Origin of the sequence: Bombella pluederhausensis, from assembly GCF_026385525.1 — a bacterium.
GTDB lineage: Bacteria > Pseudomonadota > Alphaproteobacteria > Acetobacterales > Acetobacteraceae > Bombella > Bombella pluederhausensis.
In genome coordinates, this window is record NZ_JANIDY010000004.1 from 76,697 (window position 1) to 100,249 (window position 23,553).

Below are 23,553 nucleotides of genomic sequence, written 5' to 3' on the forward strand. Positions count from 1 at the left end.
ATGAAAGCCTGCCCTCACAGGGAGAGGGAGATACCCCCCATCACGCTGCGGCGCAGCCCATATTGCGGGGCCCCAACCCCGATACCACTGCCGTCTCGCAACATATAACGCCGGTCGAACAGATTGATGACATCCAGCCGGAGCTGCATGTTATGCCCCCCCAGCCATGCCATTTTCTTCAATGTCTGCACCAGCCCCAGATTGAAGGTGACATATTGCGGCACATGCGTCCCATTGGGGATAGTCTCACTGCCTGTCTCCTTATCCTTCCGCAGGCCGCTGCCGTAAATCATGGTGCCGGATAGCTGAAGGGGATGATTGGTTCTGTGAAAAAACGCATAAGACCCGCCAGCAGAAGCCGTTATCAGCTGATCGTGATCCAGATGCACCCAATGATTCCGCATATATTGAAGGTCATCCGTATCAAAATTCCACTGTGCCGAATTAATGTCTTTCCCCATGGCTCTTGAGACGGCCAGATTACCATAAAGGGTCAACGGCCCTGTACTGTAATCAGTCGTCAGCTCCACACCACGGACACGGCCCCGGCGATAATTATAGGCCGTCAGAATAACAGGGGCCCCGAACTGCCCTTCATCAATCAGGTTCTTTGCCTGCTTCCAATAGGCATCCAGCCCGACATGCCAGTGCCGGGTGATCTGCTGCATGAAGCCAATATCATAATAACTGTCCCGTTCCGCTTTCACACGGTCATTCTGATAATTGGCCGGAGCTGCGGAAGTATCTGCAAAACGGCTCAGCGATGTCGTACCGATCGTCTCGAAAGGTGGCGGTGTCAGGTAACGGGCATACCCCACATGAAACCGCCCGCCATGCCACGGTGTCCAGACCAGCGACACACGGGGGCTGAGCTGATGGGCATGGACATATTCTTCCACACCATCAAACCGCACTCCGCCATTAAGGACGAGAGAACGGGTCAGATGCCACTCATCCTGAAGATAGACCCCGTACAACGCCCCCGTCTTGCCGGATGAATCATGAACCGTCATGGGCTGAAGGGTGATGTTCCCTTCCTCATCCACCGGATAAACCTGTGAATTACTCTTGCTCACGGCCCGCTCGCCATAAGCCTGCACACCACCCCGCACGGTATGCGCCCGACTGACACGCCATGTCACGTCACTCTGCACACCGCTGGAAAAGACCGACCGGGCCGCCTGTTGGGCAATTCCATTATAGACGAGATCGCCCAGCCAGTCGGGCGAGTAGCGCATGGAGCTGTAACGCAGAATGGCGGATGTCTGGGCACTGATTTTCTCGTGATCTTCCTGCCATGAGAGAATGGCGAAATCCGTAATCTGCTGCTGATGCTCATCCAGATGGGCACTATCGGGTGCATCTTCCTGCACGGGCCGGTTATCTGCTTTGAAAAGCGGCGTGGCGAACTGATGCTGCTGGCCCGGATTGTTGGGCAACTGATACCACGCATTAGACACACCCGCCGTCAGGCTGAAGCGTGTCTCTGGCCGCAACGTGTACCGCACATGCCCCAGCACATGATACTGATTGGAAAGGTCATGAATGGCATTGTAACTGGATGTCGTATTCTCGATGCCTACCCGGTTATGAATGACATCCACCGTGATGAACCCATCCCACTTCCCCCAATGCCCACCATACTGGATGGAAGGCTGCACATAATCCCGCACACCGCCATAACCGGAAACTGTTCCACCTTCATCAGACACGCCGTTCTTGGTCTGGATGTCGATCACCCCGGCCTGCCGGAACCCATATTCTGCGGGCAGGACACCTGTTGTCAGGCTCATGGAGTGGGCAAAGCGGGTCATCAGGGCCTGCCCGAACACGTTCACCCCTTCCGGCAGTGCCACACCATCCAGCCGGAACTGGACGTTATTATGATCCCCCCGGATGTGAATCTGCCCGTAACTGTCCTGCGTTACGCCGGGGGCCTGTAACAGGATGCTGTTCAGCGAAGCATTATCAGCGCCGGGATTGGCCTCGATGGCCTTGCGGGAAAAGTTTGTCTGCGTGGCACCAATGGCAGGCTGTAGAGCCGCACGGGCCTGATCCAGCCGCCGGGCCGTGACATGGATGTGCTCCTCTTTGCGGCTCTCATGGTGAACAGACTCATCCCCGGATGTCCCATTCTGCTCCCCTGTGGAGATAACCGGCTTTTTCTGGCTTTCCGTTCCATCATCGGCCTGTGCTGTCTGAAACAGCCCGCCAGACACCACCGCCAGAAGCACATAAACAGCCCCACCCCGCCCCTTCACCGCCATGCTGATCTTTGTCCCTTATGCGTGCTGTTATGATACGCTACGTATGTTATGTTATAATATAACATTTGAGAAGCAGCTTTCTCCAGCCGCCATAAAAAAAGCCGGGTCAGAAACCCGGCCTTTTTCAGATCATCTTCACGCCAATCAACAACAATAAACTACCCAGAATGAGCCTCTGCCAACGTTCGGGACACCGCCCGACACAATGGGTTCCCAGCCAGATACCCGGCAGCGACCCGCTGAGCAGAAGCAGCAAGGTCGGCACCATGACATCGCCTTCCACCCAATGGCCTGCACCGGCAATCAGGGTCAGAGGAATGGCATGGGCGATGTCTATGGCCACAAGTTCCCGCAGAGGGAGGGTCGGATAGAGCATTACCAGCACGGCCATACCAATCGCCCCGGCCCCAACAGAGGACAGGCTGACCATGCAGCCCAGCACGAACCCCAGCACGACCGTCAGAACCCGTGATCTCACCGGCCCACCCAACTGATGCCGTAACACCCATTCCTTGAGTGTCGGACGGAACAGGATAGCCGGAGCTGTCACCAGCAGGCAGATACCCAGCGACAGGCGGATGACATGAGCCATTTCCTGCGGGGACCCCAGATGGCGCAACCAGAGCAGGGCCACCGCTACACCGGGGAGGCTGCCTGCCATCATCCACAACACGATGGACCAGTGCACCGGCCCATATTTGCGATGAAGAACCGTGCCGAACAGCTTCGTCACAGCGGCATAGATCAAATCCGTTCCCACGGCAGCCTTGGGGTGAATCCCACAGAGCAGAATGAGCAGCGGCGTCATGAGCGACCCGCCGCCCACGCCTGTCATCCCTACCAGAAACCCGACCAGTGCGCCGGAGATGACATAAGCCAGATGCCCCATCACCTTATCCTTCTCCCGGAACGGGCAGAGCTTTTTTCAAACAAAGCTCCCCCTCCGGCATTTTCCTGCTGGAAAAACCGGGTTCCTGTTCCATTCTCTTTCAGAAACTAATGCCCGCCGGATCTCACCTTAGATAGGAAGACCCGACAGAGCGGACTGTCAGCGTACGGCCTTATGCACGGCGTCCGTCAGATGACGGACACTCCGGGCCACGTCACCATCACCGGGGACGATAACATCCGGCTGTTCCGGCGGCTCATAGGCAGAGGACACGCCGGTGAACTCGGCAATCCGGCCTTCTTCCGCCTGAGCGTACAGTCCCTTCGGGTCACGGCTGCGACACAGCTCCGGAGCCGTATCCACGAACACCTCATGCCAGTCTTCTCCGATGATCGTCTTGGCCATTGCACGGTCCCTGACAAGCGGGGACACCAGAGCGACCAGAACGATCTGGCCAGCATCCGCCAGAATACGAGCCACATGGGCCACACGGCGGATATTCTCCCGCCGGTCTTCCGGGGAGAAACCGAGGTCGCTGCACAGGCCGGAACGGACCGTATCGCCATCCAGCACGGTGACATGCAGCCCTTCACGGCTGAGGGCCTCCTCGGCATAGCGGGCAATGGTGCTTTTGCCAGCACCGGGCAGACCCGTCATCCAGAACACGGCCCGGCCATGCCCCCGCAGGCCAGCCCGGACGGCATCACTCACGCCGCTGGCTGTCGGATGGATGGCATGGCTGCCTTCAGACAGAGCCGCCGGACCAATAAGCGGAGCACCACCGACAATCTTCTGGTGACGGTCCACCAGCACACCACGGCCATCCGGCATACCCGGTGCGAAGGGATCGAACAGAATGTTGCGGGCCACGGCAAGGGTAATCTCGGCAAAGCCATCCGGGGGCACCTCATCCGCCGGGCTCAGGCTGAGATCATCAAGGTCCACCACGGCATCAATGGCCGCCACGGTGACATCATATTCCGCTGTGGCAAGACGCAGGCGGAAGCTCTCACCCACACGCAGCGGCTCACCACGCAGCCAGAACAGCCGTGTTTTCAGGCGTGCCGCCTTCTGCGGAGCTGCCGCCTCATCCCCGGCAGGGAACAGCAGATCACCACGATCCGGCACCAGATCAGGCTCCAGCCGCAGGGCGATGGATTCACCAGCTCCGGCTACAGGGTGATGCGGAGCGTGCCAGCGGCAGACTTCGGCCACGGTGGCTTCCTGCCCCTGCCCGCCAATCACCAGACGGTCACCTTCCCGCACCGTGCCACGCTCAATGCGGCCTGCCACATAGCGGATACCCTCAAAACGGTACACATCCTGCACCGGCATACGGAACGGCAGCGCATGACGAGATGCCGGCGGCTGAATGAGAGACAGAGCCTCCAGCAGGGTCGGCCCCTTATACCAGTCAGCCTTTTCAGAGCGTGTGGCAATGTTGTCGCCATCCCGTGCTGAAGCCGGAATAACCTGATTGACGTTGATCTCCAGCCGGGCCAGCAGCTGACGGATGTCACCTTCCACCTGCTTCAGCTTTGCTTCGTCAAACCCGATGCTGTCGGCCTTGTTCAGCAGGACAATCACATGATTGATGCCAATAAGCCGCAGCAACATGGCATGACGGCGGGTCTGCTCCCGCACACCCTCGGCGGCGTCCACCACCAGCACGGCGGCCTCGGCATCAGCAGCCCCGGTAATCATGTTGCGCAGGAACTGACGGTGCCCCGGTGCGTCCACAATCACGAAATCCCGGCCATTCAGCTGGAAGGGGATACGGGTGGAATCCACCGTCACACCCTGATCCCGCTCGATCTGGAGGGAATCAAGCAGGAAGCTCCACTCCACGGCCAGACCACGCTTCCGGCTGCTTTCCACGATCTGGACAAGGCGGCCATCCGGCAGGCTATCCGTATCATAAAGCAGACGGCCGATCAGGGTGGATTTACCGTGATCCACATGGCCCACAATCACAATCGGCGTGCTGACGCCGTGACGGACCTGCGATGATGGTGAATGAGTCTGTGTCATCGAAATAGGTCCCCTCACAGATAACCGGCAACACGAAGACGCTCGAACGCATCTTCTGATTCATGGTCCATGGCACGGCCTGCACGCTCGGAGGTGCGGCTCGTCTCAAGTTCGGCAATCACTTCGGCCACGGTGGAAGCATTGCTCTCGATCGGGCTGGTGATGTCCTGATCGCCCAGCGAGCGGTACCGTTTGCCATCCTTCGCAAAATAGAGGTCCACGAGCGGAATATTCTCACGCTCGATATACCGCCAGATGTCCAGCTCCCGCCATGCCAGCAGCGGGTGGACACGCACATGCATACCATCCTCGTAAGGCGTGGCGTACTGATCCCAGAATTCCGGCGGCTGGTTGCGGACATCCCACTGATGGCTCGCCCCACGGGGACTGAAGACGCGCTCCTTGGCACGGGTGGCCTGCTCGTCACGCCGGATACCGGCCACAACGCCCCGGAATTTGTGTTTATCAATCAGGTTTGCCAGCCCGACCGTCTTACGAGCAGCAGAACGGGCCGCCGGTGGCAGGGAGGGGTCCATCTCCTCGACCGGGGGACAGTCCCCAAGGACGAGGTCCAGATTCCACTTCTTCGTGTATTCATCCCGGAAATCATACATCTCCGGAAACTTCTTGCCCGTATCCACATGCATGACAGGAAAAGGCACATGCCCCATGAAGGCCTTGCGAGCCAGCCAGACCATCACATTGCTGTCCTTGCCCAGTGACCAGAGCAAGGCCATGGGTTTCAGCTTGCGATAGGCTTCCCGCAGAATAAAGATACTCTGGGCCTCAAGCTGGTCCAGACCATCCATGGTACGTGCTTCTTCCAGAGCCATGACTGCTCCCTTTCTCTCCTGATGAGCCATCTGGCCCAGTGTCATCGTGCAGGCCGCTCTGCAATCAGGGCAGCGGCTGAAACTTCTTCGACATTGGCATCGGGTGGTGCTGTAACGGGGCGGTGCAGGCCACATTCCGTCTTTGCCAACCCGGCCCAGCGTCCAGCCCGACTATCCTCGCCTTCACCAACGGGCCGTGTGCAGGGCTCACAGCCAATGGAACGATAGCCCTGCGCCACCAGCGGATGAGGTGGCAGGGACTTTTCTTCCATGAAACGGGCAATCTGCGCCTCACTCCAGCCTGCCAGAGGATTCAGCTTCACACTGCCATCCTCCTGCCGTTCCGCCACGGGCAGAGCCGCCCGGGTGGCTGCCTGCATCCGCTTGCGCCCTGTCACCCAGATGTCGAACTCTGGTAGCACCACTTCCAGCGGCTCCACCTTCCTCAGGGCACAGCAGGCATCCGGGTCGAACGCCACAAGCTGGCCTTCCGGGTCCCGGTACTCTACCTCGGCACGGGCGGGCCGCAGGGTACGCACATCCTTCAAACCCAGATGACGGGTCAGCTCATCCCGATAAGCCAATGTTTCAGGAAAATGCCGCTCCGTATCGAGAAAAAAGACAGGCACGGCTTTGTCCTGTGCCGCCACCTGCGCCAGCAGCACGGCTGATTCCGCTCCGAAAGATGAGATCACCGCCACACGCCCCGGAAACCGGGCCAACACGGAAGACAGTACACGGCCTGTTTCCTCCTCCGAGGCAGCTATGTCTCCCTGCTGGGGCAGGGCCTGGAACTCAGCGTCCGATATCGCCATGTGATCTGCTCCTGCGGCAAAATACGATGATGGGGAAAGTAATTACATATTTAACTGGCTTCAATGTTGATTTTTGAAAAATCATCACTTTTTTATGACATAAACATATATTTATAAGCTCTGTTTATATATGAAACACACAAAAATCCCTTGGAAAACAGCCAAAAATATATAATGAAAGCGAGAGGAAAATGACTCTCACAATTTACTATCTAAAAAAGTTATTTTTAAAAACGGAGCGTGATGGTCGAGAGCATATAGGTGCCATTCTGTCCCCCGGCCCGTCTCATACGATGGGTCATTAGAATCGCACCACCATCAATCTGCCAATTAATATGCTGCTGAAGCTGGAACTGCACCTGCCCCTGTGGCTGCCACCCTACAGCTCTCCCTGCCTGTCGCAGCTTAGCCCCAGACAGAAACGAAAAAGGCGATGAGGAATTATAGAGCCCATCATTCATGCTCTGCCGCCAGAGGTAAGGCACCCTGATGCGGATATTCATGAAAGGCCGAGGCGCAATGCTCACAAGCGGCCCTGCACTGATGATATTCGCTCTGGCAATCGTCCGGGTGAGGTCAAACGTGCCATTACGAGGCGAGAAGGGCGCCGAGAATGTCCCGACTGTTCCTTCCTTCCGGCGGTTGTCACCTCCGCTATAGGCCTCAGCCTGCACACCCAGAAAGGGATGCAGGGAAGATGATGAATGGCGCCAGCCCAGAACACTCCGCACAGCCCATGCACTCACGGGACGACTGGCCACTGTAGAACTGCCGGGGTGGAACCGTCCCCCCTGATACACGCCCCCCAGCTCATACTCGAAAGATGGCGCCGACCCGTACCAACGGAACCCGCCATTCTGGCGTGTCTGCGTTCCTGCCTGCGACCCTTTATACAGAGCCACGGCGGCAGACTTCCCACCATAATGAAAGCCCATCCAAAACAGGTCCAGAAAGGAATGAACCTGCTCCCCCGCAATGGAGAACGGCTTCAGGGCAATGCCGATATTTCCCCCATAAAGGCGGGTGCCATCATCAAAGCCGCCACCCATGATGGTATCTTTCGTCACCTGCGTACCAACGAAATTATAGAGGTCCAGCCTGATCCGGTTCCACATGGCATAGCCACGGGCACCATTCCATGAAAGCGGGACGTTGGGCGTCTCCCGCATATAAACAAGCCATGACGGAGCATCGAGAAACTGCTGCCGCCCGACCATAACGCCGGTTTTTGCACCAAGCAGCTTACGTTCATAACCAACAAAAAGCTGCTGCACGCCCAGCCTGCGCCGCCATGTGCTGTTATAGCCATAATAGTTCCAGCCTGCAGCCTCACCATTATTCAGCTGGCCGAATACCCGCCAATGCTGCCCCAGATGAAGATCAGCACCAAACAGGTTACGCACTGTAAACCGGCCAGAATGCTGTTTGCCCGCCGTACCCAGTTGGGGGTTGGATTCATACCAGTTGCGGATACGGGATTCACCGGAAAGGGACAGCCAGATGCTGCCGGATTCATTCAGACGGATGGCCTTCAGCGGGTCGAGAAAATCCGTGCGGTTCTTGGGGTCTTTCTTGCTGCTCCAGTCTTCGGCCCATGGAGCGGCCCCGTAGGTACCGACTGGCCCGAACCCGGCAAACTCACCATTGCCCCAGTTGAAAGCCCCCCAGTCCCCCTGATGCCGCTTACGGGAACGGTTCTGCTCTGCCGGGATACGGCGTGGCTGACCGATCACCCCCGCCCCCGGCATGGTCTCCACGGTTGGCGGGACTTTTTCAGCAATCTGAGCATCTGCCCGCTTCTGCCCCACCAGAAAAACAGAAGCCATTAAAGCCGCTGACGCCCACGGCACCCACCGTTTCTTCTCCGGCAAGACAGCACCACAGCCTGCCACAAACAGGTCCGGCTTCTTCCGCTTCGTCACGCACCACGACTGCCTGCCTGTCTGCATGGAGTATCCATTTACTACAATTTAAAATAGTTATTTACTATTAAATATCCTTTTATTCCCATTGTGAAGACGTGAATTGTTTTTATCAAAAAACTGTCACACTTCATCCGGCCTCGTCAGGTGCATCATATTCTGCACCTGACTGCTCTAGGATGACCGATCAGCCCACACAGTCCTTCAGGAACTGCGTCATGGCCTGCCCACGATGGCTGAAACGGTTCTTTTCCGTTTCAGCCATCTCGGCAAAGGTGCGACTTTCCCCTTCCGGGATGAAAATCGGGTCATAACCATGGCCATGCTCCCCTCTCGGTGGCCATGAGACCTGCCCCCGGCACTCTCCCCGCACGAAATGATGAGTTCCATCCGGCCACGCCAGACACAGCACCACTACAAAGGATGCCGCTTTATCATCTGACCCGCTGGCCTGCATTTCCTCATGCACACGGCTCATTGCCAGTGTCATATCCCGCTGCGGCCCTGCCCAGCGGGCAGAATAGACACCCGGCCTGCCATCCAGTGCAGCAACACAGAAACCGGAATCATCGGCCAATGCAGGCAGGCCGGTTGCCTTGGCTGCTGCTTCTGCCTTGATAAGGGCGTTGCCTTCAAAGTCAGTCGCTGTTTCTTCCGGCTCTGGCAGATTCAGCTCGGCAGCCGAGCGGACGGTGATGCCGCTCTCGGCAAGAAGCAGCGAAAACTCACGCAGCTTGCCTTTGTTATGGCTCGCCAGAACAATCTCACTGCCACGTTCAAGACACCGGGTACCGTTCTGTCCGCTCATTCTGCGCTTCTCTTTCGATTGGCCAGAGCTTCATTCTGCACGGCGAACAGGGCCTTCGTCCCCTTCTGGGCCAGATCAAACAGAATCTGGAACTCCTCGGGACGGAAAGGACGTTCTTCAGCCGTGCCCTGAATCTCCACAATGCCGCCATCAGCCGTCAGGACGAAATTGGTATCAGCCTGTGCGCTGCTATCTTCTTCATAATCAAGATCCAGCACCGGGCCAGCATCAGTCAGGCCACAGGACACGGCAGCAACCTGCCCCGTCAGAGCCTTAGACTTGCCCATACCTTCCAGAGCGATGGCCAGTGCCACCCACGCCCCGGTGATGGAAGCGCAACGTGTGCCGCCATCGGCATTCAGCACGTCACAATCCAGCGTAATCATGCATTCGCCTAGAGCCTTGAGGTCCACGCAGGCTCGCAGAGAGCGGCCGATGAGACGCTGAATTTCCTGCGTGCGGCCGGACTGCTTGCCACGGGCAGCCTCACGGGAACCACGGGTGTGAGTCGCACGGGGGAGCATCCCATATTCTGCCGTCACCCAGCCCTGACCCTGCCCCCGCAGGAACGGCGGCACACGTGTCTCAACCGAAGCCGTGCAGAGCACTTCCGTCCCTCCGACACGAATCAGGGCAGAACCTTCCGCATGGGTGGAAAAGCCGGTCTCGATCGTAACCGGGCGAAGGGCATCATCCGTGCGGCCAGAAGGGCGGTCAAACATGAAATATGATCCTTAAAACTTTGCAGAAAATTCACATGAGGCAGGCTGGGCACGCCCCTCATGCCGGAACACCACCATAGGCAGCCCCTGCCCTGCCGACCATCCCCACGCGCAAAAAACAGGCAACAGGCTGCTTCTTCCCGTTCTTTTGCAGGCCATGTTATAGGGAGGGCATGAAGCGTTCCCCCATGCTGCCAGACAGCCCGCCCTCACCATCCCAGAAACCCCGTTTCCGCCGCTGGCGGTTTCTGATGGGGGCTGCCCTCGGCCTTGGTACACTGGCCATTTCCGGCACTATTCTTGCCGGTGTAGGCATGTATGCCCATCTCAGCGCCAACCTGCCCAGCGTGGACGCTCTCCAGCATTACAAACCCCCCGTGGTCAGCCGCCTTTATACGTCTGACGACCAGCTCATGGCCGAGCTGTCTCACGAGCGGCGCATCTATGTGCCCATCCGGGCTATTCCTCCCCTTGTCCGTAATGCCTTCATCGCCGCGGAGGACCAGAACTTCTATTCCCACGGCGGTGTGGACCCTCTGGCCATGCTGCGGGCGGGCGTGACGGATATTGTCAGCATCCTCACCCATCAGGGGAAACGGCCACTGGGGGCCTCGACCATCACGCAGCAGGTGGCCAAGGTCATGCTGCTGAACAATAACAGCCTGACCATCGACCGGAAAATCCGTGAGGCCCTGCTCGCCATGCGGATCGAGCATACGCTCTCCAAGGATCGTATTCTGGAAATCTACCTGAATGGCATCTATCTGGGGAACGGTGCTTACGGGGTCGAAGCGGCAGCACAGACCTACTTCAACAAGACGCTGGACCAGCTGAGCGATGCTGAGGCCGCCATGCTTGCCAGCATGCCCAAATCGCCCAGCAACTATAACCCGTTCCTCCACCCCAAGGCTGCCATGTGGCGGCGCAACTGGGTGCTGGACCGAATGGGCGAAACCCACGCCATCCCCATGGACGAGGCCCAGCAGGCCAAGCAGGAACCGCTCGTGCCGCAAGGGCAGGTCCGCTTCGGCCCTCTTGCCAATTCCGAATGGTTCGCTGCGGAAGTACGCCGCCAGCTCACATCCCTCTATAGTGAGGAACAGACAACCGAGGGTGGGCTGGATGTCCATACCAGTCTGGACCCGCATCTTCAGCAGGTCAGTACGAAACTTCTGCGGGAAGGGCTGATGGCCTATGCCCGTACTCATGAGGGCTGGCATGGTGCTATAGGCCGTCTTGACAGCGCCGCCATGGCGGACTGGCAAACCAGCATGAGCCAGCAGAAAAATCCAGCCGGGATGCTCTCTACATGGCGCCTTGCCGTTGTCCTTTCCTCCGAACCGGGTGTCCGTGTCGGCTGGGTAAAGAATCATGAGGCCCATACAGCCGCACTCCGTAAGACAGACGAAACATGGAGCCACCGCACCCATCCGCTCCAGACGGGCGATCTCGTGATGATCGAGCCACAGGATGATGGATCCGCCGCACTGGAACAGATTCCACTGGTGGAAGGAGCAACCGTCACGCTGGATGCCCATACGGGGCGTGTCCTTGCCCTCGTGGGGGGCTGGTCCTTCCAGCAGAGCCAGTTCAACCGTGTGACGCAGGCCCAGCGGCAGCCGGGCTCCTCCTTCAAGCCGCTGGTCTATCTGGCTGCCATGGAGCGGGACATTTCCCCTTCCGAAACCTTTGAGGATTCCCCCATCAGTTTCGGGGACTGGAAGCCGCAGAATTACGAGCATGATAACTGGGGCCCTACCACCCTGCATGATGCTCTGCGGGAAAGCCGCAACCTCGTGACCATCCGTGTGGCCGCCCATCTGGGCATGAAGGCTGTCAGCGACATGGCCGTGCGCTCTGGCATGGTCGATAACATGCCACCTTACCTGCCTGCCGCCCTCGGTGCTGTGGAAACCACTGTCCTGCGGGAAGCCGGAGCCTACGCCGCCATTGCCAATGGGGGCCATAGCATCACCCCCAGTCTGATCGACTACATCCAGAACCCGGATGGAACCATCATCTGGCGCAATCAGGCCAACAAGCGCACGGTGACGACCGAGAACGGCCTGCCCGTCATTCATGATGGTCGCCCGGTTCTGGCCTCACCCCAGAGCGCATTCCAGATCACCACCATGATGCGGGATGTCATCGCCCGTGGGACTGGCGTGCGGGCTGGTGTCGGAATCGACCGGCCCATCGCCGGGAAAACCGGCACCAGTCAGGATTATCATGACGCATGGTTCGCCGGTTTCTCACCCGATACCGTCACCGTGGTGTGGATCGGCTATGACGCCCCCCGCAGTCTGGGCAAGAACGAGACAGGCGGGCATCTGGCTGGCCCCATCTGGAATGGCATCATGAAAGCCGTCTTCGCCACCCGCCCCCGGCTGGAATTCCCCGTGCCAGACGGCGTCACGCTGGCAGAGTATGATACCGGGCGCATCCGGGCCATTGATGCTTTCAAGACCGATCAGATTCCTGGGGCTTCCGTGCCGCTGCATGGCTTTGGTGCTGGAACACAAGCCCTTACCGCTGCCGATACTGGTGCGGATATGATCCCTGATTCCGAAACAGATATGCCCAGCTCCGCTCCCACAGGCGACCACTCTGGCAAACCTGATTCACTGGATAGCGGCGCAGGCACTCACTCCACCACCACGCCGGCTTCCCCGACACAGGGGCAGGCAAACCCGGCAGAGGGAGGTGACATTGGTGTCGGTGGTCTATACTAAGGCAGCAACACTAACCTGAAGGAAACAGGAGAACGCCTGATGTCGGCTGAGACCGAAGCCCTCTCCGAACAGATCAAGCAGTCGGTGGCACTGCTGAGGAGGCATCTTTGACTGGGATGTCGCCAAAACACGCCTTGCCGAACTGAATCATCTCTCTGAAGACCCGGAGCTCTGGAATAATCCGGACGCCGCCCAGAAACTGATGCGTGAGCGCACCATGCTCGCCAATCAGATTGAAGGGGTCGAGGCTCTGGAAGCCGATGTGCAGGACACGCTGGACCTTGTCGAGCTGGCCGAGATGGAGAATGACGAGGCTGTCGTGCAGGAGGGGCTCACCACCCTGCGCAGCCTCGCCGCTCAGGCCCAACAGCGTGAAACAGAAAGCCTGCTCTCTGGCGAAGCTGACAGCAATGACTGCTATCTTGAGGTCAATGCCGGTGCCGGTGGTACGGAGGCACAGGACTGGGCAGAGATGCTTCTGCGCATGTACACACGCTGGTCCGAAAAGCACGGCTATAAAGTGACCATGATGGAAAGCAGCGAAGGTGAGCAGGCCGGACTGAAATCCGCCACCATCCTCGTCAGCGGTCCCAACGCCTATGGCTGGCTGAAGACGGAAGCCGGGGTGCATCGCCTTGTGCGCATCTCCCCCTTCGACTCCGCAGCACGGCGGCAGACTTCCTTTGCCTCCATCTATATCTCCCCTGTTGTGGATGATTCCATCGAGATCGAGATCATCGATTCCGACCTGCGGGTGGATACGTTCCGGGCCTCCGGGGCTGGTGGGCAGCACGTCAACAAAACAGACTCTGCCATCCGTATCACCCACATCCCGACCGGCATCGTTGTGGCCTGCCAGACGGACCGTTCCCAGCACCGCAACCGGGCCACGGCCATGGAAATGCTGAAAGCCCGCCTCTATGAGGCTGAACTTCAGAAGCGGGAAGCTGAGGCCTCTGCTGCCGAAGCCGCCAAGACAGACATTGGCTGGGGTCATCAGATCCGTTCTTACGTTCTGGCCCCATACCAGCTCGTCAAGGACCTGCGGACCAACATTGAGAAGGGCAATCCTGATGCCGTTCTTGATGGCGATCTGGATGAGTTCATGGCTGCTTCTCTGGCCCAGCGTGTGAGCGCCACACGGTCCGAGGCCAGCGCTACGGCTCAGTAAGGCCAGCGATAGAACGATTACCGACAGGAAGGGGCATGATCTCGAACAGGATCATGCCCCTTTTTCATCGTCATATTTCTGTCATTTTCACGACAGCATGACGTTACTTATGAAGAAATCCTGCCATTTGACCAAAAATTTCTGTTATTTTCATAGGGACGACCAACCAAAACAATTCACAGATACATCCCTGTCTTCAACAGGATTTTTACCCAAAAAAGTGCAGAAAACTGCTGATCCTGACAAAGACTGAAAAAATATCCACATCACGACCCTTTTTTATCCACAAAAGAACCTGCGAAAGAGTCGCATAACACTACTTGCATCCAAGGGGCAGCTTGGGCCATTGGTAAAGAGAGCAGCATGGGAGTAATCCCGGGCTGATCCGCTGGCTCTCTCCTCCGGAAAATGGCGCTCCGTGGGAGATAGGTCAGCGCTGCCCCTACACCGTATGACACGGGCACACATCGTCCCCTCCCACCTGTATGGGCACTGCCCTCATGTGGAGGAACCAGTCACACTGGCAGATCCGCTCTGCCAAAAACAACGCCAGATCAGACGGCGTGGGAAAAGGGTAAGAAGGTTCTAGAATGAGAAGCTATGCCGTCCAGCAACGCAAGCCGACAGACTATATAGTCGCTGTTGTCGTGGCTTTTCTGGCCATCGGACTGGTGGTCTATGCCCTGACCCTCACAAGGGCGGAAAAGCCTGCGCCCGCACATCCGCCTATCCAGACACGGGTTATTACGGAGGCACCACCTCCGCCGCCGCCCCCACCACCACCTCAGCCGGTGATGGTCCAACCGCCGCCGCCTTATATTCCTCCGCCAAAGATCAGGGTGGCACCACCGCCAAAGCCGCCGATCACGCACAGCCATCAGAAGGCGCCCAAACCGAAGGCGGCCGTCACCCAGCCTGCACCGTCTGCTCCGGCGCAGTCTTCTTCCACGGCGGCACCGGCGGCCAGCTCCAACACCAGCTCATCCGAGAATGACCATTCTGCTGGGGCTACGCCTATCAATAATGTGCGCCCGGAATATCCAGAGGAAGCACAGGAGGAAAACCGTGAAGGTTCCGTAACGGCCTCCTGCGACATTCTCACCAATGGCAGACCCGCCAACTGTAAGCTGCTGAATGTCAAAGGTGGGCACGACTTCGCCGAGAGTGCTCTAGACTTCCTCGAGCATTCCGCCGTCCGCTATCAGCCTGCCGTGGTTGGAGGGCAGCCGGTCGTGGAACATAACCACGTCCTGCATGTGGACTTCACCCTCGGTGACGACTGAAGCCAGCATCATTCTGTCCCTGTCCCCCTCATAAACACCTTTGAGGGAACAGGCAGCAGACCGTTTTCACATTGTCCCATCCAGCCATGAATGGCAGGAATAAAGGGAAAACTGACATGGGAGGCTCCCCTCCCGCAGGCGCACCTCAGAACGGGTGCTTTTTAGACAAGGATATGGGTTTCATGACCAGACTGTTCCGCCTCCCCGTAACTGCTGCTGCGCCCAAGGCGCGCGCTGTCTATGGCACGGCCCTGGCCCTGACTCTGGCAGCCATGCCGCTGGCCTCCGCTGCTTTCGCACAGGATGCCGCACCCGCCGTTCCGCCAGCCGGGGCTACGATGTCAGCCCAGCCCCCCGCTGGGGCAACACCTGCTGTCCCTCCAGCTGGCACAACGCCCGCCATTGCCCCCGCAGGCACCACCCCTGCCGTACCCCCGGCCGGTGCTGAAGGTGGCACCCCCGTCACAGCCACACCGGTGAGCGACAAACCTGCCGAGACAGCCCCCAAGGAAAACCCCTACGGGTTGGGCGCACTGTGGAAGAACGGTGACATCATCGCCCGTGGCGTGCTGCTCATTATGGCCATCATGTCTCTGGGGACATGGATCATCATGATCAGCAAGTTCATCGAACAGTCACGCCTGTTCAGTGCCTCCAGAGCCGTCAACCAGAACTTCTGGACACAGAAAACCATTCAGGATGGCGCACAGACACTGAAGGCCGATTCCCCTTTCCGCTACATTGCAGAAACGGGCATCGTTGCTGCACGTCATCATGAAGGCTCCATGCGGGATTCCATCGACCTCCAGTCATGGACAGCCATGTCCATCCAGCGTGCGCTGGAGACCATCAATACACGCCTTCAGGGTGGGCTGGCCTTCCTTGGTACGGTGGGCTCCACCTCTCCCTTTATCGGTCTGTTCGGTACGGTCTGGGGTATTTACCACGCTCTGACGGCTATCGGGATTGCCGGTCAGGCTTCCATCGATAAGGTCGCCGGTCCGGTTGGTGAATCCCTCATCATGACAGCGATCGGTCTGGCCACTGCCGTCCCTGCCGTGCTGGGCTATAACCTCCTCGTCCGCCGCAACAAGGGTGCTATGGACCGGGTCCGCAACTTCGGGTCTGACCTGCATTCCGTCCTGATCGGTGGTTATCGCCATGAGGCCGGTTTTGCCGAAGGCGTCAAGGATAACAGCCCGACCACCACAACAACCAACGAACGGGTCTGAGATCATGGCATTCAACACCGGAGACATAGGTGATGATGGCGAGGTGGTATCAGCCATCAACACGACACCACTCGTTGACGTCATGCTGGTGCTGCTCATCATCTTCCTCATCACCATTCCGGTGGCCACGCATACCGTAAAGGTCAAGCTGCCGGTGGACCGCAACCAGCCGACCCAGACCAAACCGGGCAACATCGTGCTGGCTGTAACGGCTGATGGGCAGACTTACTGGAATACCCAGCCCATCAGCGACCACAAGGAGCTCATCAGCCGCCTTATGGAAGCCGCACGTATGCAGCCACAGCCACAGATTCAGATCCGTGGTGACGGCTCAGCCCAGTACATGCCGGTCGGCAAGATCGTGGCTGCCTGTCAAGAAGCGGGCATCCAGCATGTGGACTTCATCACGGAGCAGCCACACGACTGACCTTTTCTCTCCTGCCTCCGGTTTGTTCACCAGAGGCAGGAGAGCTGTTATTTCTTTCTCCCCGTCCGGCTCCTGCCGGTCTCTCATCCGGGGCAGACCGTTTCTGGAGATTTCTTCATGGCCATGAACGTCGGTGCAGAACCCACCCACGAAGATGAAGCCATTGTCGACATCAACACCACGCCACTGATTGACGTGATGCTGGTGCTGCTCATCATGCTCATCATTACCATCCCGCTCCAGACCCATTCCGTGGCGATTGACCTGCCACAGGGTGATCCACCACCTTCTACCGTCCAGCCGCAGGTCGCCACCATCAGCATCAATTACGATAACACGCTGACATGGAATGACACCCCCATCACCTCCGAGGATGATCTTCAGGCCCGCCTGAATGAGGCCGTGCATCCTGCCACGGGGGAACAGCCGGAAATCCATATCCGTCCCGATCGTCTTGCCACCTATAAAACCGTGGCCCATGTCATGGCCGATGCCCAGCGCCTTGGTGTGACCAAGCTCGGCATTGTCGGTCTGGACCAGTATGTAGAAGGACAGTAAGCCATGAGCCTGCCGCATCTGAAACACTCACATAAATGGCTTATGGCCGGGATGCTCGGCCTTTCTGCCATGGCCTGCCTTCCCGCTGTTTCTGCCGTTTCCCCTGCCCGCCTGCTCGTCAATGCAGCACAGGCGGAAGATGAGCTGGGGCCAGATGTCGGCAAGCAGCTTCAACAGGCTCAGGCCGCACTGGCCAGCCATCACGCTGCCAAGGCTCTGGAATATGTCAATGCTGCCGATGCCGTAGCGAATAAGAGCGACTATGAAAGCTACGTCATCGCCCAGATGCGGGCAGCAGCGGCCAGTCAGGCAGGTAATGTCCCTGCAGCCCTGAAGGCCTATGACGTTCTCATCAAGAGCAGCCGCACAACACCAGCCGCACGGCAACAGATGCTCATGGCACAGGCCAGCATGGCCTATGGCGTGCGTGACTATGATGCAGCAGCTCAGGCCGCCAGCCGGTATCTTCAGGAAGCAGGCCCCAACCAGCAGATGCAGACCCTCCTGCTCCAGTGTCATTATCTGAAGCAGGATTGGAAGGGCGTAGTCGAAGCTGGTCATGCCATCCTCGCTGCCGATCAGAAGGCCAATCAGATTCCGGCAGAAAACCAGCTCCAGATGATAGCGACCGCCTATGATCAGCTGCATGACAGCGCTGGCAAGACGAGCACCTACGTCAAGCTGGTGAAATATCATGCCCATCCGCAATACTGGCAGATGCTGATTCATGATCTGACAGCGGACCGTTCCCTCACGCCTCGCATGGTGTTCAACCTGCAACGGCTGCGCCTGAGCACCGGCTTGCTCACCAGCCCGGCAGAATTTCAGGACATGGCCGAACGGGCCGTACAGATGGAACTGCCACAGCTCGCCCTGAACCTACTGGATGAAGGCTATGCCCGTCACCTTCTGGGCACAGGGGCTGATGCAGCCGCACAGGCCCATTTCCGGGCCTTTGTGGCCCAGCGTGCCGTAGAAACCCGCACCAACCTGCCTGCCGCCGTGGAGAAAGCTAAAGCCTCTCCCGATGCTGGCCCTTCTCTGACAGCAGGGTATAATCTCGTCCTTAACGGGCAGGTCAATCAGGGGATTGCCCTGATGCAGCAAGGGCTGACAAAGCACCCCCATCAGCCAGCTCTGGCTCAGCTGACGCTTGGCATGGCCCTGATGGATGGCGGCCGTAATGCGGAAGCTATTCAGCTCCTCAGCGGCATGGATGGAGATGGTACCGCCAATAATCTGGCTCAGCTCTGGGCTGTACAGCTTTCCTCCCGCCCAACGGCCCACTAAAACACCTCCCAACCGGACCATCAGGTCCAGCATGGAAAACGATACCGCTCTCTCCGCTCAGATCATGCAGGGAGAGCGGCATGCATGACGTTTTCCCTTTCAGCGAGATGCGCTGACCTGCAGAAATTAAAATCCTTTTCATGAAACTTTGTCTTAAAATCGCACAAATGTTTTGAGAGAAGGGCGCCAGAGCATTTCATTTCCATCGCCTTTGGAGAGACATATCCACATGACTGACAGAATATTGCGCCCCATAAGGGGGGCCGGTCTGGGTCTGCGCCAGCTATTGCCAGCCTTTTTACTGGCCTGCTTGGCTCTGCTCAGCCCTACACTAGCCCATGCAGACACCCCGGCTGCCTCCACGCCAGCTGGCACTGGCCTGTCTGCCGATCAGGCCCATCAGCTCATCACAGTCCTAAGTGATGATGCCCAGCGTCAGAAATTTCTGACAACACTCCAGAATCTGACACAGGCCCAGCAGACAACAGCGCACACATCTATCATTGATCTGGCCCGTGACAATCTGGCGACCTTTGGTGACCGGGCTCTCCAGCAGCTTCGTATCCTGCATCAGAACATCATTGATTTCGGTGCCATCGGACCATGGGTTCATGACCTGATCCGCAATCCGGCTCTGCAAACCAATATTGCACAGATCACCCTGCGCGTGATCGTCATGCTTATTGGCAGCTACCTGCTGTTCTACGGCATGCGCTTCCTGCTTCTGCCGCTCTATAAACGCATCAGCAACATGGCGAAGACGCACGATCACAAGGTCTTCCACCATGAAGCCGAGAAACTGCGCCAAGCCCGTGCAGAAGCTGAAGAAGCCGCCGAAAGCACCGTGCGAGAGGCCGCAACCCGAAAAGAGAACATCAAGGAAGATGCTGCCTCTGCACAGGCCAGTGCCGAAGATAGCCTCCGCCATCAGGGGGCACTCACGCAGCTCATGCTCTGCCTGCGCCGTGCGCCCTACACGCTGGCCTGCGCCTTTCTGGAACTCATCACCATCGTGACCTTCCCGCTGGTCGCCCTGCTGATTGAAACGCTGGACCCCGCCTTCATCCCGGAAGCTGGTCATGCCATCTGGAGCATCGCTTGGCTGATCGGTATTGGTCTTGGTGTCTGGACGATCATCCTGCGCATTTTCCTGGCACCGGAAACACCATGGCTGCGGCTCAGTATTCTGCGTGACAGCTCCTCCAGCTTCATCTTCCGTTATTTCCGGCGGATCGGTGTGATTCTTGCCTGGGGCTTTTCCCTGCTATCCGTTCTCCATGCCATGACACTTCCGGCCCCCGTGTCCAACGGATTGCAGAAGATCCTGCTGCTGGTGGTCCATCTTTTCCTGGCGGTCATGATTATCCGCTCCCGCAAGAGGGTGCAGCATACCTGCCAGCATATTGGTGCGACTAATCACCGCCTCCAGTCTGTCATGACATTGGTGTCCCGCAGCTGGTGGGTCGTAGCACTGTTCTTTGATCTCGCCGTATGGCTGGTCTGGGCGGCTGATATTGCAGGCGGGTACCAGCTGATTCTCCAGCTTTTCATCCGCACAATGGTGGCACTGGTTGCTGTCCGTATCATCAGCATCCTGTCCTATGGTGGGCTGGAGCGCTTTATGCGGGCATTGGACAGCTGGAAACTCAATGAGGAAACACTGGCCCGCATCCGCCGCTACTACCCGGCAGCAACGGTCATCATCCGCATCATCATGGCCGTGCTCACCATTCTGGCGCTGGCGCTGGCATGGGGTGCCCCCGTATATATGCTGTTCGGGCATAATACGCTTGGGCCTCGTATCTTCCAGGCAGCCATTACCATTCTGGTGGCACTGATTATCGGTGTTCTCGCCTGGGAAGTGGCCAATGTGACCATAGAACACCACATCCGCCGTCTTGGTGAAGATGATAGCCGGGACGTGCAGATCCGTATCGCCCGCCTCCAGACACTGACACCAATGTTCCGCATCCTGTTCCTTCTGGTTCTGGCTGTTATCATTGGGCTGACGGTTCTGTCCCAGTTGGGCATCGACACAGGGCCGCTGATTGCCAGTGCGTCAATCTTCGGTGTGGCGCTTGGCTTTGGTTCGCAGAAGCTTGTTCAGGACTTCATCAGCGGTATCTTCCTGCTGCTGGAAAATGCCCTGACAGTCGGTGACAGCGTAACGCTGAATGGCACCTATGGCGTGATTGAACGCCTGTCCCTGCGCTCTGTTCATGTCCGTGCCAATGATGGCTCAATGAACATCTTCTCCTTCAGCTCTCTCAGCCAGGTGACCAACTATAACCGTGACTTCTCCCGTGCGATGATCCTCGCCACGGTAGATATCGACAGTGACACGGATCAGGTGGCGGCCATTCTGGTCGAGATTGGTAAGGAAATGCGCAATGAAGCTCCTTACAAAGACCTCATCCTTGCAGATTTCGACCTGTGGGGTGTGTCTGCCATTGGTGAGTCCTCGGTCTCTGTTAAGGGCGTCTATCCCACCACGAATGCCGGTCGCTGGACCGTGGAATGGGAGTTCAACCGCCGTATGAAGAAACGGTTCGAAAAAGCCGGTATCCAGTATCCCCGTGAAGTCGTGGATATTCAGGGGCCTGCTCTGGACAGACTCATCGGCAATGCAGCCTCCGCCAAAGTGACGGATAAGCAGGACTAAACAACAGCCTTGCTCGTCCTCCCTCTCGTTCCGGCAATGCCGGGACGGGGATCAGGCATGAAAAAACCCCCTGTCCTTTCGGGCAGGGGGTTTTTTCGCACCTGACTGAAAAGATCAGTGGGTTTCATCATAAGAGCGCAGAGCCAGCAGCGCCCAGATGGCAGCCGGCACCCAGCCCAGAATGGTGATCTGGAGCAGCAGGCAGATGATTCCCGCAATCGGACGACCGATTGTGAAGAAGGTCAGCCAAGGCACGAAAAAAGCGATCAGAATACGGATCATGATTATTCCTCCATGCAATCAGGAATGACTGCAAAAACAGTGTCCTTCCAGACCGGAAGGATACACCCCTACATCCTTAAAAAAAATGCCCATATTATGAAAGTGTTATTCTCCTTCCCCCACCATCCAGCCCAGACCGGACTGGTTGTTTCTTTCAGAAAGAGACTGCTAAGGATGAACCATCTCCCGACCTTACGGAGATGCTCTTACTGGACCAGAAGAAAGTATTTTCAGCATGATTATCGCCGAAGTTTCCTACCTCGCCTCCCCGGAAGATGTTCAGGCCCAGCGCCCTGCACATAGGGCTTTTCTCGCAACATTGTTCGAGCGTCACATTCTGCTTGCCTCCGGTCCCAAAACATCCGGTAACGGTGGCATCCTTGTCGTGCGTGATGGCATTACCCAGCCAGAGCTGGAAGCCCTGCTGGCAGAAGACCCCTTCATCACCTCTGGTGTGGGGCAGTACAGTTTCACCGAGTTCCGCACAGCCCAACTCGCCCCGGAACTGACAAAAGCCTCCTGACAGCCTCCCCCATCCCTATCAGCCCTGCATAAGCCATCCCTTAAAAGCAGGGCTGATAATCAATGATTAACTTATTTATGTGCTCGCAAGGGTCGTGCCCTGTCCTATTCTGGACATCTGTCCCCGATGGATAGACCTTATCCAGGAGCCATTACCATGGAAGATTTTCTCTCCACAAAAGCTGTTAATCGCCCTTCCGTTGTTATTGGAGCTGGCACAATGGGCGCCCGTATTGCCCTGATGCTGGCCACACGAGGCGGACATGTCCGCATCTTCAACCGGCGGGAAGAAACCGCCCTCAAGGCCCGTGCCTATGTGGAAGAAACGCTGCCATCAGTCGTAGCCTCCATTGAACATGGACAGGCTGGCACGATCGAAACCTTCACAGACCTTGAACAGGCCGTAAAGGATGCGTGGCTTGTCATTGAGGCCCTTCCCGAAAAACTGGAACTGAAAACCGACATGTTCGGTCAGCTGGACCAGCTCGCTCCTGAAGATGCCATTCTGGCCACCACATCATCATCCTTCCTCTCCCGCCAGATCATCGGGAATGTGAAACACACAAACCGCGTCCTCAATGCACATTTCATGATGCCACCAAAAAAGCTGGCTGTAGAAATCATGTCCTGTGGCAGCACGGATCAGAACATCATGGACAATCTGGCCCATTATTTCCGCCAGCTTGGTCTGTCTCCCTATATTCTGAAAAAAGAAAGCATGGGCTTCATCGAAAACCGCATCTGGGCGGCTATCAAGCGTGAAGCACTCTGTGTCGCCGCAGAAGGTGTCTCCGACCCGGAAACGATCGACCGCATTTATTGCGAGACACAGGGAACACCAACAGGGCCATTCCGGCTTATGGATCAGGTAGGTCTTGATATCGTTCTACAGATTGAAGAACATTACGCTGAAGTCTTCCCCCATCTGCCAGAAGCGCCTCGCACGCTGCTCCGCAAGATGATTGCGGAAAATCGTCTGGGCGTGAAAACAGGCCGTGGCTTTTATGATTATGACAGCACCCCAACCAAAACAGCCTGATAGATAAATGAAAAAGCCCGTCAGAATGGTTCTGACGGGCTTTCTATTACATCCGATACGACCATCGG

19 protein-coding genes are annotated in these 23,553 nt (G+C 57.6%); 10 read left to right on the forward strand and 9 right to left on the reverse strand.

All coding sequences use genetic code 11. The features are described 5' to 3' along the window. Nucleotides 1-14: 14 nt before the first annotated feature. The 8 genes from NQF86_RS08050 to rph all read right to left on the reverse strand — a co-directional run bounded on the left by NQF86_RS08050 (nt 15) and on the right by rph (nt 10,287). Nucleotides 15-2,267 (reverse strand): TonB-dependent receptor, encoded by a 2,253-nt coding sequence (locus tag NQF86_RS08050; protein WP_266117128.1) that lies wholly within the window; start codon nt 2,265-2,267, stop codon nt 15-17. Between the two features lie 124 nt (nt 2,268-2,391). After that, complete coding sequence (locus NQF86_RS08055; RefSeq protein ID WP_266117129.1) at nt 2,392-3,156, reverse strand: sulfite exporter TauE/SafE family protein; 765 nt, start codon at nt 3,154-3,156, stop codon at nt 2,392-2,394. 159 nt (nt 3,157-3,315) lie between these two features. Beyond that, nucleotides 3,316-5,187: an adenylyl-sulfate kinase gene (gene cysC / locus NQF86_RS08060; RefSeq protein WP_266117130.1), complete on the reverse strand. Its 1,872-nt coding sequence runs from the start codon at nt 5,185-5,187 to the stop codon at nt 3,316-3,318. A 14-nt stretch (nt 5,188-5,201) separates the two neighbouring features. Then, complete coding sequence (gene cysD / locus NQF86_RS08065) at nt 5,202-5,996, reverse strand: sulfate adenylyltransferase subunit CysD (protein WP_266117212.1); 795 nt, start codon at nt 5,994-5,996, stop codon at nt 5,202-5,204. Between the two features lie 65 nt (nt 5,997-6,061). After that, on the reverse strand, nt 6,062-6,835 hold the full coding sequence (locus tag NQF86_RS08070; RefSeq protein WP_266117131.1) for a phosphoadenylyl-sulfate reductase: 774 nt from the start codon (nt 6,833-6,835) through the stop codon (nt 6,062-6,064). A gap of 227 nt (nt 6,836-7,062) precedes the next feature. Continuing rightward, a complete protein-coding gene (locus NQF86_RS08075; protein WP_266117132.1) occupies nt 7,063-8,784 on the reverse strand; it encodes an alginate export family protein in 1,722 nt (573 codons plus the stop codon). A 160-nt stretch (nt 8,785-8,944) separates the two neighbouring features. Beyond that, the gene (rdgB, locus tag NQF86_RS08080; protein WP_266117133.1) at nt 8,945-9,565 is read right to left on the reverse strand and encodes an RdgB/HAM1 family non-canonical purine NTP pyrophosphatase; all 621 of its coding nucleotides are present in this window, start codon (nt 9,563-9,565) and stop codon (nt 8,945-8,947) included. After that, on the reverse strand, nt 9,562-10,287 hold the full coding sequence (rph, locus tag NQF86_RS08085) for a ribonuclease PH (protein ID WP_266117134.1): 726 nt from the start codon (nt 10,285-10,287) through the stop codon (nt 9,562-9,564). The genes rdgB and rph overlap by 4 nt, the downstream gene beginning before the upstream one ends. Nucleotides 10,288-10,460: 173 nt before the next feature. On the opposite strand from rph, the gene NQF86_RS08090 reads away from it, so the two are divergent. The 8 genes from NQF86_RS08090 (at nt 10,461) to NQF86_RS08125 (ending at nt 21,642) form a co-directional block, all read left to right on the forward strand. Further along, entirely contained in the window at nt 10,461-13,019 is a 2,559-nt protein-coding gene (locus NQF86_RS08090; RefSeq protein ID WP_266117135.1) for a penicillin-binding protein 1A, read from the forward strand. A gap of 39 nt (nt 13,020-13,058) precedes the next feature. Next, nucleotides 13,059-14,190, forward strand: a protein-coding gene (prfB, locus tag NQF86_RS08095) for a peptide chain release factor 2 (RefSeq protein ID WP_266117136.1) whose coding sequence is annotated in 2 segments (ribosomal slippage) — nt 13,059-13,127 and nt 13,129-14,190 — 1,131 coding nt in all. Because the reading frame shifts where the segments join, the coding sequence is not laid out codon by codon here. A 590-nt stretch (nt 14,191-14,780) separates the two neighbouring features. Next, nucleotides 14,781-15,473 (forward strand): energy transducer TonB, encoded by a 693-nt coding sequence (locus tag NQF86_RS08100; protein ID WP_266117137.1) that lies wholly within the window; start codon nt 14,781-14,783, stop codon nt 15,471-15,473. Nucleotides 15,474-15,655: 182 nt separating this feature from the next. Continuing rightward, a complete protein-coding gene (locus tag NQF86_RS08105; RefSeq protein ID WP_266117138.1) occupies nt 15,656-16,705 on the forward strand; it encodes a MotA/TolQ/ExbB proton channel family protein in 1,050 nt (349 codons plus the stop codon). Nucleotides 16,706-16,709: 4 nt separating this feature from the next. Further along, complete coding sequence (locus NQF86_RS08110; RefSeq protein ID WP_266117139.1) at nt 16,710-17,132, forward strand: ExbD/TolR family protein; 423 nt, start codon at nt 16,710-16,712, stop codon at nt 17,130-17,132. 117 nt (nt 17,133-17,249) lie between these two features. Beyond that, complete coding sequence (locus NQF86_RS08115; RefSeq protein WP_266117140.1) at nt 17,250-17,690, forward strand: ExbD/TolR family protein; 441 nt, start codon at nt 17,250-17,252, stop codon at nt 17,688-17,690. A 3-nt stretch (nt 17,691-17,693) separates the two neighbouring features. Next, nucleotides 17,694-18,980: a tetratricopeptide repeat protein gene (locus NQF86_RS08120; RefSeq protein WP_266117141.1), complete on the forward strand. Its 1,287-nt coding sequence runs from the start codon at nt 17,694-17,696 to the stop codon at nt 18,978-18,980. Nucleotides 18,981-19,209: 229 nt separating this feature from the next. Next, the gene (locus tag NQF86_RS08125; protein ID WP_266117142.1) at nt 19,210-21,642 is read left to right on the forward strand and encodes a mechanosensitive ion channel domain-containing protein; all 2,433 of its coding nucleotides are present in this window, start codon (nt 19,210-19,212) and stop codon (nt 21,640-21,642) included. A gap of 114 nt (nt 21,643-21,756) precedes the next feature. Here NQF86_RS08125 and NQF86_RS08130 read toward each other — a convergent pair whose 3' ends face one another. Further along, entirely contained in the window at nt 21,757-21,921 is a 165-nt protein-coding gene (locus tag NQF86_RS08130) for a YqaE/Pmp3 family membrane protein (RefSeq protein ID WP_266117213.1), read from the reverse strand. A 238-nt stretch (nt 21,922-22,159) separates the two neighbouring features. On the opposite strand from NQF86_RS08130, the gene NQF86_RS08135 reads away from it, so the two are divergent. Both NQF86_RS08135 and NQF86_RS08140 read left to right on the forward strand, forming a co-directional pair. After that, a complete protein-coding gene (locus NQF86_RS08135; protein ID WP_266117143.1) occupies nt 22,160-22,447 on the forward strand; it encodes a YciI family protein in 288 nt (95 codons plus the stop codon). 156 nt (nt 22,448-22,603) lie between these two features. Next, nucleotides 22,604-23,485 (forward strand): 3-hydroxyacyl-CoA dehydrogenase family protein, encoded by an 882-nt coding sequence (locus NQF86_RS08140; RefSeq protein ID WP_266117144.1) that lies wholly within the window; start codon nt 22,604-22,606, stop codon nt 23,483-23,485. Nucleotides 23,486-23,553: the final 68 nt, after the last annotated feature.